Below are 11,856 nucleotides of genomic sequence, written 5' to 3' on the forward strand. Positions count from 1 at the left end.
CGAGCGACAGCGACGGCTCCAGCGCGCCGCCGTCCGGCAGCGCGAAGGCGCGCGACCCTTCCAGCACCGCCCGCACCCGGCTGGCGTCGCCGGTCGCCGCCGCCAGGTTGCCCACGCCCGGCGTCGAGACCCGCGCCGAGCGGGTGCGCACGAAGAAGGCGTCCGCCTTCAGCGCCAGCGCCAGCCCGCCATCGGGGCCGGGCCGCAGCAGCTCGGCCCGGCCGCCGGCGGCGGCAAGCCGCATGGCGATGTCCGCCGTCTGCGAGACGCCGTCCCAGGACAGCGTCATCGCGCCGCCGCCCGAGCCGAGCGCGCTCCAGAAGGACAGGCCCTCGCCCGCGCGCACGCGCAGGTAGGGCGTCACCATGGTCAGGGTACCCTCGATGCCGTAGTCCGTGCCCGACGGCGCGAAGGCGGCGCCGCCGCTCTCGACGGTGCGCGACAGCGCCACGCCGGCCAGCAGCCAGTCGCCCTCCCAGTCCACGCCCAGCACGCCGGTCGCGGTCTCGCCCGCAAACGACAGGCTGCCCGAACCGCCCGAGCCGCCCGACGTGTCCGACAGGACCTTGCCCCAGCTGGTCATCGCGCCGCCCAGGCCCGGCATCTCCCCGGTCGTGAAGTGGAACGCGCTGCCCGGCAGCAGCTCGCGCATCGTCGGCCGCCGCGCCGGCGCCAGGCCGCGGGCGCCGGTTCCGGTCCGGGCGCCGATATCGTGCCGCGCGAACCGGTCGTTGCCGAACGGGTCGTTGCCGTTGGCCGCATTGTTCGGGGGAGTCGCGCCGAACGCCCGGGCGAGCCCGGTCAGCGCCGCGGTCAGTATCTGGCCCTCGCCGGTCTGCGCCAGGTCCAGGGTCCGGCCCATCATCGTCACCGTCATGCGCGGCGCCGCGCCCGCCCGGACGGCGAAGCGCCCCTCCAGGGCCTCGACCGTCTGGATCGCCACCGTGCGCCCGAAGCGCGCCAGCCAGATCTTCTGCAGCGGGTCCGAATTGACGATCGTCCCCGTGGCCTCGCCGTCGGCGATGACCGCCCCGGACGGGTTCGAGAGATTGAGCGCGAAGGTCTCCTCGCCCTCGTCATGGGCGTCGTCGAGCAACGGCACGCTGACCGTCTTCTCGGTCTCGCCCGCCGCGAAGGAGAGCGTGCCGCCGGTCTGCGTATAATCCCGGCCCGCCGTCGCCGTGCCGTCCGCCGTGGCATAATCCACCGTCACCGTGCCGGCGGCCGCCCGGCTCAGCGTCACCGTGAACGCGACCGCCGCGTCCGGGCCCTCGTCGGCCCTCGCGTCGGCGACCGAGAGCCCGGCCGGGCCCGGCACCGTCGCCGTGAGCGCCGCCAGCTTCCTGCCGCCGCTGGCGCAGATCGCGCCCGTTGCCGCACAGTCCGCGGTCGCCGGCAGGCTGACCGTCACGTCGTCCGTGCCGTCCGGCTGCACCTGCACCGTGAAGTTCCGGCTCTGCCCGGCCGCCGTGCGCTTCACGGCCACGACCTTGCCGCCGCTCGCCCGGAGCGCGGCCGCGACCGCCCTGAGCGCGGGCCCGGCGACCTCATCCGAGAAGCGGATCTCGAAGCCGAACCGCTCGCTGCCGTCATGTTCCGCCGGCAGGCCCACGAACGACGCCGTCAGCGCCGACGATTCCGGTGTCGCCGGCGCGTTGCCGGCCGGACCCGGCACCGTCGCCGAGAGCGAAGCGAGCTTCTTCCCGCCGCGCGCGCAGATCGCGCCCGTTGCCGCACAGTCCGCCGTCGCCTTGAGCGCCAGGGTCAGCGCCCCGGCCCCGGCCGGCCGCACCCGGACCGTCACGCTGCCGTTGCTGCCCCTGACCGTGCGCCTGACGTCGATCGTCCGGCCGCCGGTCACCGTCAGCGCGGCCTTGACCGCGGTCAGGGTCAGACCCGGGACCTCTTCGCCGAAGCGCAGCTCGAAGCCGAACCGCTTCTTGCCGTCATGGGCCGCGGGCAGGCCGTGGAACGAGGCGCTCAGCGCCGCCGGGTCCGCCGCCGTCCCGCCCGCCCGCAGGCTGAGCGTGAAACGGTCGATCTGGTCGCCGGACGCGGTCCACAGCCCCTCGCCCGACCACGGCCAGGCATAGGTGACCGTCACCGCCGCGCCGGCGGCCGGCGCGCGGGCGAGGCCGAGGGCGACGCCCGTGCCGGTCTTCGCGAAGGAGGCGGACAGCACCGCCACCGCCGTGCCGGCGGCCGTCACGGTGAAATCCGCCGGGTCCAGCATCTTCCGTTGATCCAGGGTGTGGCCGAGATCGAGGGTCACGGTCTTGCCGGCCACGGCATGGCGCGCCGCCTGCGCCGCGCCGGCCGGCAGGGCGAGGGACAGGGACAGGGACAGGGCCATCAGGCCCAGGAGGCCCAGGTTCCGGATTCGGTGCATGGTCATCTGCCTTTCCTCCCGTTCGCGTTGCCGGCTCATCGGATCCGCCTGCACCGGTCCGTCCGCTGGTTCTGCACGTTCAGCGGCCCGAACCCGTCCGCCTGTCCGGTGCCGCCGAGGCCCCGGAGGGGGTTGGTCGCGGGCTTGGTGTAGGTGATCCGGAACGCGATGTTGTTGGTCACCGTAATCCCGGCGCAGGGCGGCACCGGGTTCTCGAGCAGGAGGATCAGCCGCTTCGATGTCACCGAGATGTCCTCGATGCCGATGTCGATCTCGGCGGCGGGCGACTCGGTGTTGTGGAAGGTGAACGCCGACGCCGCCGGCACGCTGGACGGGTCCAGCCAGTCGGTGGCGCCGAAGAGAATTTCCAACGTAGCCCCGTCCACGGTCATAGCCTGGGTTGCCGGCGCCGGCTTGTTGGGCGACGTGGCCGTCCGATCCAGGGTGAAGCCCGCCACCCGGTTGCCGGCCTCGTCCCGGATCGGCGTGCCGCCGGTCGCATCGGGGTCGTAGACGACACGCCAGTCGGTCGTGCCGGAGACCGACGCGGCGTTGGCCCCGAAAATCACGCTGTTGTTGGTCACCGAATAGCTCGTGGTCGTAACGGTGCTGCCGGCGGCGCTCACCGTGAAGTTCGCGGCGGCCGGCACCGAGCCCGTGTCCAGCGCCTTCTCGAAATACAGCACCACGGTCGAGGCGGTGGTGACCGACGGATGCTGGAACACCACCATGGACGGTGCGCCGGGCGGGGTGACGTCGTGGTTGGAATAGACCGGGAAGTCCCGCCACGACGCGACCTCGGTGTTCAGCAGCCGGTCCTTCAGCACCGGCCCCGAGGCGGGCTTGAAATAGCTCACCCTCAACTGCTCGTCGGCCTTCACGCTCCCGTCCAGCGGGATCGTGACCGTGTCGCCCGAGACCGAAGTCGTCGCCGTCGCCATGCCCCAGATCGTGCGGCCGTCATTGTTGCGGTCCCGCGTCCACACCTGGAAGGCCCCCGCCGTCGGCGCCGAGTCCTCGGCCAGCGCCCGGGTGAAGCGCACCGTCACCGTGCTCCCCGCCGCCGAGCCGTAGAGCGGCGCCGGCGCCATCGCCGCCGCGCCGCCGGTCACGTTGGTCACCTCGAGCTGCCCGAAACGCGGCACCTGGACGTTCGCCGTGCTCTTCAGCCGGCTGCCCCAGTAGCGCAGCCTCACCCGCTGGCCGGGCCGCGCCGGCTGGCTCAGCGTGAGGCGCATCTCCGTCACCGTCGCGCCCTCGTGCGTCACCGAGGCGAACGAGACCCCGTCCGGGTGTTGGGAGGTGACCGTCTCGCCCTAGACGTCGCCCGCCCCCTGCACGCCGAGCTCGGTGGCCAGCAGGCCCGTGTCTACCCCGGCCGTGTTCAGGTTCGCGCTGAAGCGCACCTTCAGCGTCGCGCCGTCGACCTCCGCGCCCGTCACCCGCACCCCGTTGGCGGTCGTCAGCGAGCCGTTCACCTTCGACCGCTCGGCGCCCGGGAGCTGGCCGCCCGCGGTCGGCAGCCCGCTCAGGGTCCGGCCGGCATCCACGCCGGTCACCGCATCGACCAGGCTCGCGTCGTTGGCCAGGAATATCACCTGCTTGTTGGTGGACGAGGCGGTCTGGATCCAGACGCCGTTCGTGTCCGTGTCGCCGGCCTGCACCTCGTAGACGAAACGCAGCACCCGCCCGCCGTACAGGATGCTCTCCAGGTTGGCCCGCTTCGTGGTGCCGGCGCTGTCCGGGCCCAGATGCATGCGCAGCGAGATCCGGCTGTTCTTCTTCGGCAGCGTCGGCTTGACCGGCCGGTCGTACTGGACGTGGAACGCGATCTTGTCGCCCCGGATGTAGGTGTCGTAGACGCCGTCCCTGGGCGTGTCCGAATCGTGCGCCGGCAGCGAGACCCCCCACAGCCCCTGGATGGTGGGCGTGCCGCCGGACGGCGGATCGACCCGCACCATGAAGGTCTGGCTCGCCGCGTCGTTCGTGTCCGCCGTCGTCGGGCTGTTGTTGCGCGAATAGTGCCCGTCGAAGTCGTCGGCGGTGTAGGTCGCGGTCCAGGTCCCCGCCGCCGTCGGCGTGCCCGAGATCGTGCGGGTATCCGAATCGAAGCTGAGCCCCGGCGGCAGGCCGCTCACATGGTAGAGATAGCCGTATTGCGGCCGGTCGCCGCCGGTCGCCGCCGGCAGCACCGCGCTGCCGCGCTTGTTCCGCACGAAGCGCACCAGGCCCGGCGCCTTGAGGCTCGGCGCGCCCACCGCGTTGGGGAAGGAGGCGGACTGGAAGATGAAATGCGTGCTGACCGAGGCGCCCTGCGGGTCCGTGGCCGTGACGTCGATCCGTATGTCCACTGGTGGCGTGCCCGCGGTTTGGGCTCGAACGAACAATCTGTCAGCCGTTTTGCCCTGGCTAGTCGAGGTCACGATGCGCGGGGTGTCATTCACCAGCCGAACACGGTCCGGCAGCGTGTACGAATACGTGTAGGACAGCGGCTCGGCGTCCCGGTCGTCGAAGTTGGGGACAGCCCGGTCGGTGCCGGTACAGATGTCCGGCCATTCCGCCGTGTCCCCCGAAGACTGGCGGGCGTAGATGGGCGAAAGCGAAACCAGCGTGCCGGTGGGCGCATTGATGGTCGCCGTCGGCGTCGAGGTGTCGGTCTTCTCCTGGCAGGCGTTGTCCGCGTCGCCTGTCTTCCGCTCGAACAGCTTCGGCGCGTTGTTGGTCCCGGCCGCGTTGGTCGTGCCCGAGCCCGAGTCCGACCAGGCGCCTTCGCCGATGTCGTTCGCCGCGCGCACCTGCACCCGGTACTGGCTGCTCGGCGCCAGGCCCGAGAGGGTCGCCGAGGTCGCCGTGCCTATGCTCGGGATGCCGCTCTGCCCGCCAAAGCCCTCATCGACCCAGTCCGCCTCGTTCGTCGGGTCCGAGCTGCCCTTGAAATACCGCAGGTCGTAGTCGATGACCGCCGAGCCGTTGTCGTTGGCCGGCGCGTCCCAGCTCACCGACAGCTGGCCGCCCTTGCCCGACACCGCGCTCACCGTCGGCGCGGCCGGCGCGTCCGGCGGGAAGGCGTTCTTTATGTAGCCGTGGACGGTGAGGCGGAGGACAATGTTCACGTTCTGGAAGAGGGTCCGCCCCCATGATCCGTGAACGTGGTTGAGGCTGTAGTCCTCGATGCGCCACCCCGCGGCGCCCGCAACCTGGTCGTAGCCTTCACGCCTGCCGGCCCAATGGTAGTTGTCCGCGTTCCCGGTCGCGTCGATGACCACGAAATACGTGGTGCTCGGCTTCAGGTCGATGCCGCCCACCGCCGTGAAACTGTGGCTGCTGCCGTCCACCGAGGCCAGCGTCAGCGTGCCCTCGACGGTGTCCGTCGGGATCGCACGGCTGCCCGACGGTTCGCTCGTCCGGATCTCCACGCTGTAGACCGGCCTCGTGCCGGTGAAAACGAAGGGCAGATCCAGGCCGGTCAGCGTGTAGCCCCCGGGGGCGCTGCCGGTGGTGAACCCCTGGGCGAGGTCGCCGGTGAAATCCGGCGAGATCAACTGATTTTCCTCCTGCAGATTGTAGTTGTCCACCAGCACGCCGGCGGTCTGCACCGGGGCGAACGGGCTCCGCGGCGCCTGCTTGGCGTAGCCGTGGACCTCGATCTGCATCGCGGGGCTGCCGGAAGGCCTGCCCCAGGCAATGTTGTTGGCAATGCCCGACCGCAGGGCGTAAACGTTGTCGACGGACCAGCCCGACGCCGGCGTTCCGTCCTCGGCGTCCGCATTCGTGAGAGCAAAGGCAACACTGCCCACCGTCGTCACGTCCAGGACGAAGAGGTAGCCCGTGCCGGCGTCCAGATCGATGCCGCCCCCGGTCGCCGTCCAGGTCACGATCCCGCTGGTCGCCAGCGAAGACGGGTTCGTGAACGTACCCAGGCTGCTGCCGGTCGGCAGGCCGGTCTGGGTGTTCGCCTTGAAGATGTGCGCGGTGTAGGTCGGCGCGCTGCTGTGCCCGATGATCTTCGCCTTCACCGCCGTCAGCTTGAAGCCCTTCTTGCCGGAGGCGTCGCTGCCCGTCGTGAACGCCTGGGCGAGATCCGTGTTGGTTTCAGGTCCGCTTGTGGTGCTGGTCTGCCCGGTGTTGCCGACCAGCTTCTCGCTGGTCTGCGCCAGCGCCGGCCCCGGCGCGGCAACGGCGAGCAGGAACAGGCCGGCGGCGAGCAGGCGGGCTACCGCGCCGCCCGGCCGCGCGAGACGGGACCGGCGCGCCCGCCAGCTCGACTCCTGCCCTGATCCTGTCGAAGTCCCTGTCCCGAGCCTGTCGAGGGAGCGGCCCCTGGCGTCCGCCGCGCAGTCCTGTGCCGTCGTCCGGTGAAGCATCGACGCCATCCTCATGTTGGTATCGCAAAGCAAAGTGCGGGAGCCGCGCCGCCGGGCGTCTGCGCCGCCGGCGCGCCCGGTCCCCGGGCGCCCGCTCATGCCGGCAGAATCCGGCTGCGCCTCGCGCGCGGCGGCGCTCCGGCTCCGGCGCACATCATTAACTGGCTGGCTGGCTGGCTGGCTGGCTGGCTGGCAGGCCTCTTCCCAGCTTGCCCGAACACTCCCCGAACACCCAGGGAAGCGACCCCGTACCTGCCCATCGGCGAACCCGAACCGTTGCCGGATTGCTCGCGATAACTGTCATTATCGGGCGCAACTCGGCGGGTCGGGCAGGGATGGCCGGGCAGTGGCGCGGCGCCCGGAAACCGCCGGAAACGCGGGATTACGGGGTGCTTGCTCAGCGGTCCGGAGGCATCGTGCGAGACGCCTGGTGCGGGCCGGGCGGCAGGGTCGCCGGGGCGATATGGCAGGAACCCGGCGTCAACACAGGTCAACTGGCGCCGGCGGCGGGGCCGGCGCGGACACTACAATCTATAAGGAATGCGAGGGATTACATGGACTTTCAGGCGGTGGACGGGCGCGGACGACGGCCAGGCAAATCAACGGGACTTGACAGAATGGCGCCCGATAATGACAGTTATCGGGCGTAATCTGGCCGGCGCTTGCCCCCGCCATCCGGCCGAAGCGATCAAAGGGCCCGCTACGGCAAGAATAGCCTTGAGGACCGCAGCGGGGACGCCCAGGCCGCTGTCCGGCCGTGCCCCTGCGGATACAATTCGTCCCCAATCTCGTGGCGCCGTGTGGTACGACCGCGGTCTCCCGGGATGCCTCTCCTTCCAATGCCGCTCTCCACGACGCGGACTGGTTCGGCCCGCTGCAGGATTTCGCAAGCGCTTGAACATCCTGCAGGCCGGACGGACGGCGACGGCCTCGCCGACCTCATGCCGACGACTTGCGCCGGGCCGGCCGCCCGGCTTCGTCATCCGACAGGGATCGTCTTCGGGAACGGCACCAATGACGCCGACACCCGATGGTGCAGGCCGGATCCATCGATCCACCGCCCCGATCGATTCCCTGACCGTGCCAGCCAAGGCGGACGTTGGTAGAGAATCACGGACGGCTTGTGAAATGCATTTTCTTGCTGAAATCGATAGCGAAACTGTTATGCTGGTGAGAGACTGCGATCGTCCGTGAAGGGAACCCGGCGCCGTCATGCTGAACTATCCTGCCGGCCCGCTGCCCCGGATCAACGCCCTGCGGGCGTTCGAGGCCGCCGCGCGCCTTGGAAGCTTCGTGCGCGCCGCCGAGGAACTGGGCATCCACCAGCCCTCCGTCAGCCGCTACGTCGCGGAACTGGAGCGCGACGTCGGGGTCGAACTGTTCGAGCGCAGCCGCCGCGCCGTGGTCCTCACGCCGCCGGGAGCGATCTTCCATCGCGCCGTCGCCATCGGCCTGGAGCGCATCGCCTCGGGCGCGCTTTCGGCGGCGAGCCTGGCGGAGGACGAGCGGGTGGTGATCGCTTGCGGCCCGTCGACCTCGCGCCAGTTCGTGATGCCCCGCTTTCCGGCCCTGCGCCGGACGATGGGCGAGACCGTTTGCCTGCGCATCCTGACCCTCGACCCCGACGTGCTCGACCGTCTGGGCGACAACGAGGCCGATCTGGTGCTCACCTACCGCAAGTCCGACGGCGCGCCCGGGAACTGGGTGGCGGTCTTCGAGGAGGCCGTCACGCCGGTGTGCTCGCCCGGCTTCGCCGCGACCCACGCGCGGGTCCTGGCCGGGCCCGTCGCGGCGTGGGGCGCGCTGCCGTTTCTCAGGCTCGCGCGGCCGCCGCGGGGCTGGGTGACCTGGCACGACTGGTTCGAAGCCGCGGGCTATCCGACGCCCCGGCCGCGCTACACCGGCATCGAGGACTATGTCTACCTGCTCGAAGCGGCCGTCGCCGGACAGGGCCTCGCGCTCGGCTGGCGTCACTTCATCGACAGCTACCTCGACGCGGGGACGCTGGTCACGGTCGCGGACGGCTTCGTCGAAACCGGCCGGAGCTGCTTCGCCAGGCTCACCGGACGCGGACGCCAGCGGCCGGTCGCCCGCCGCTGTCTCGACGCCTTCGCGCACCTCGCGAGCCCGGCTGCCGGCGCCTGAGCGGGACGGAACGCGACAGGAATCACGCCAGGGAACACACCAGGAAACACGGCGGGGACCAAGCCGGCAAGGCAAGGTCTACACCGCACCCCCGGACTCGGCCCGGCCGGGCGCCGCCGGCCGGCGGGAGGAGGGAGGAAGCCGCCGGCCGGCGCAGGGTCGGTTCTCAGAACCGGACCCTGAGGTCGAGGCGGGCGGCGTAGGCAGTGTCGCCCGAAACCAGGCCGTCCGCGGCGAGCGTGCCGCTCAGCGCCATGCCGCCCCATCGCCAGGTTCCGCCCGCGCCGATCCTGAGCCGGGTCGCCTTCGCTTCCGAGTTGAGCGTTTCGCGGGACACCGTGATTTCCGTCCCGCCGCCGAGGGTCTGCTCCGCACCCAGCGAACCGTGCAGCGTCAGCCCGTCCTCCCGTTTTGGCGGGGCCGCCGTCTTTCGCGACACCCTTCCCGTCAGCCGCGTCTCGGCGGCGACGCCGGCGCCGATCCGGAGCCGGTTCGAACCGCCGACCGAGAGCCGCGAGCCCGCCGCATCCCGGAACCGGCCCATCGACACGCCGGACCGGTGGAGCCAGGCCCGCGCGGCGAGCGTCGTCTTGCCGCCGTCCAGCCCGAAGCGCCGGCCGCCCTCCACGCCGAGGAAATGGGCCCAGGCGGCCGCGCCCTTCTTGAGGCCGCCAAGGCCCGACGACGAGAATTCCGCGCTGTAGCGGGTCAGCGAGGCGCGGCCCTCGGCGTACCAGCCGGTTTCTTCGTGCTGCCAGGCCAGCCGGCGCTCAAGCCGTAGCCGAGGGCGGAGATCCGGCCGCCGCCGGCCGCCGAAGAAACCCGGGCCGAGCCGGAGACCAGCCGCAGCCCGGCCCAGCCGGTAAGATCGTCGCCGAGCCGGAAATCCAAGCCGGCCTCCGCCGCATAGCGGGTGTAGCGGTAGCGTGCGCCCACCGTGGCGCTCTGCGGCCGGTAGGCGCCCAGCGCCCCGCCGACGCGCAGCCACAGGGGCGAGCCCGGCGTCCGCAGCCGTCCCTCCCCGCCGCCGACATCCCCCGCCGGCGCCCCGGGACCGCTCCCGCCGCCCGCCTCGTCCAGCCGCAGAAGGAAGCCCGGCAGCGCCTCGTAGACCGCCGCCCGCGGTGCCCAGCGGTCCAGGAAGTCCGCCGCTTCAAGGTTGGCGCCGTTCGCGCCGGCGCGCAGCCACACGTTGCGCGCGCCGTTCGCGGCCATGACGCCCTCGGCGACCGTGCCGCCGTCCATCAGCACGACGCCGTTGACCGCCACGGTGGTGTAGGACGCGCCGCCCTCGTTGACGATGTTGCCGATCAGCAGGTCCGCGATCCGCCGGCCGCCGGCCCATAGTTCCACATGCAGCTTGGGATCGTCCGCCGCCGCCTGGCCCGTGCGGATGGCGGCCCGGATCGCGGTCCCCGACGCCGCGCCGATGCGGGCGTTGGGGCCGACGATCACCCTGCCGCCGCCGTAAAGCGCGACGCCCGCGCCGGTGCCCGAGCCGCCGGATACCGGGGCGTCCACCCATACGGTCTGCCTGCGGTAGCCGTCCGCGTCCCGGCCGCTCGTGGCGTACAGGGTATTGCCGTCCACCGTGAGCCCGCCGACCGCGATGCCGTGCTGGCCGGCGCCAGTCACGGTAATCGACCCGCCCCGGACCGTGACATCGACGCTGCCGGAGCCCCGGTGTTCGGCGCCGATGCCGTGCGACCCGAAAATCGTCTGGGACCTTGTTTCGCCGGCTGGATACCCGCCCGTGGTCCTGATCGTGACGCCGTCCACCGCGACCCTGATAGGATCGGCGGAGGCCTGGGCGCCGGTCCCGGATTTCTGGGCGACGATGCCGCTGGCGCCGTCGCCCCCGGTCGTGATCGAGCCGCCGAAGACCGCGATATCGACCGTGCCGCCGCGTTCTGAAGCGGCGAGAATGCCGCGGCTGTTTGTGCCGGTTCCGGTGAAGACGCTGTCGCGGACCCGGATTGTGATGTCTCCGGAACGGACGTCCTGGACCTGGAGATTGTCATTGCCGGCGGAAAACAGCGTTACCCCGTCGAGCAGGATGTCGATATCGCCGGTGTGCAATTCGGTAAGGGTTTTCTTGGCGTTAACCGTCCAGACTCTGATGCCGTATTGTTCGCCCAGACTCGTGAGCGAGCTGTCGCGGACTTCGATGCCGATATCCCCGGAGCCGTCGTGCCGGATATAAACGAGGTGTTCCTCGCTCGATGCCGTGTTCTTTATCGAGCTGCCGGTGATCGAAAGGTCGATGGCGCCGCCGCTTCCGGTCCCTTGCTTGCGGAGGTAGATGGCCGACTCATCGTCGTCCGTCGCCGTGATATCGACCCCGTCCAGGTCGATATCGATCTTGGCCTGGTTGCTGTTTTCGCACTCGACCCTCTCGCCGGCGCCGGGCGTGTTGCTGCACACGGCGGTCTGGGGGGTCTGGGCCCGGGCCGCGCCGCCGAAGCCGGACGCCAGGACCGCCGACACGGCCAGCGCCGCCGCCGCGACGCGGATGCCTTGCAGCACTACCGGCGGGCGCAATCCGGCCGAGGGGCCCGGCACGGCAGGAACCGCCTCCTGAACTGCAACGGGAACGCTCTGGCCGCTGTCCGGCCGAAGACCCGGGAACGCGGGAGGCCTCATCTTGATGTGCCGCGCGGTACGAGCACGGTCTCCCAGGGTGCCTCTCCTTCCAGGACCGGTCCCCACCCTGCGGGTTCGCCCGGCCCGCCGCAGGCTTCCGCCGGCGAGAATGCCACGAGCATCGGGACGTCCTGCGGGCCGGGTCGGGCGGCATCGCCGGCCTCATGCCGACGACGTGCGCCGGGCCGGCGCCCGGCTTCGTCATCCGACGGGAGCCGCATTTGGGAACGGCACCATTGACACTGGCATCCGATTGCAATGGCCGAATCCATCGATCAACTCCCTGCCGCGCAGGCACCGGCCGCCCCGGTCGAT

At 71.2% G+C, this 11,856-nt stretch carries 6 protein-coding genes; 1 reads left to right on the top strand and 5 read right to left on the bottom strand.

What is annotated here, in order from left to right:
- From OXM58_17155 to OXM58_17165, 3 genes are all read right to left on the bottom strand, one after another.
- Positions 1–2,395: SwmB domain-containing protein (locus tag OXM58_17155; protein MDE0150087.1), on the bottom strand; the 2,395-nt coding region annotated here is incomplete at its 3' end.
- Between the two features lie 29 nt (positions 2,396–2,424).
- A complete protein-coding gene (locus tag OXM58_17160) occupies positions 2,425–3,627 on the bottom strand; it encodes a SwmB domain-containing protein (GenBank protein MDE0150088.1) in 1,203 nt (400 codons plus the stop codon).
- Between the two features lie 78 nt (positions 3,628–3,705).
- Complete coding sequence (locus OXM58_17165; GenBank protein ID MDE0150089.1) at positions 3,706–6,762, bottom strand: fibronectin type III domain-containing protein; 3,057 nt, start codon at positions 6,760–6,762, stop codon at positions 3,706–3,708.
- Positions 6,763–7,965: 1,203 nt separating this feature from the next.
- On the opposite strand from OXM58_17165, the gene OXM58_17170 reads away from it, so the two are divergent.
- Positions 7,966–8,898: a LysR family transcriptional regulator gene (locus OXM58_17170; protein MDE0150090.1), complete on the top strand. Its 933-nt coding sequence runs from the start codon at positions 7,966–7,968 to the stop codon at positions 8,896–8,898.
- Positions 8,899–9,064: 166 nt separating this feature from the next.
- Here OXM58_17170 and OXM58_17175 read toward each other — a convergent pair whose 3' ends face one another.
- Both OXM58_17175 and OXM58_17180 read right to left on the bottom strand, forming a co-directional pair.
- Positions 9,065–9,661 carry an autotransporter outer membrane beta-barrel domain-containing protein gene (locus OXM58_17175; GenBank protein ID MDE0150091.1) on the bottom strand — a complete coding sequence of 199 codons (597 nt, stop codon included), beginning with the start codon at positions 9,659–9,661 and terminating at the stop codon, positions 9,065–9,067.
- Positions 9,607–11,460 carry a hypothetical protein gene (locus tag OXM58_17180; GenBank protein MDE0150092.1) on the bottom strand — a complete coding sequence of 618 codons (1,854 nt, stop codon included), beginning with the start codon at positions 11,458–11,460 and terminating at the stop codon, positions 9,607–9,609. The genes OXM58_17175 and OXM58_17180 overlap by 55 nt, the downstream gene beginning before the upstream one ends.
- Positions 11,461–11,856 lie beyond the last annotated feature (396 nt).

The organism is Rhodospirillaceae bacterium (assembly GCA_028819475.1).
In the GTDB taxonomy this organism is placed as follows: domain Bacteria; phylum Pseudomonadota; class Alphaproteobacteria; order Bin65; family Bin65; genus Bin65.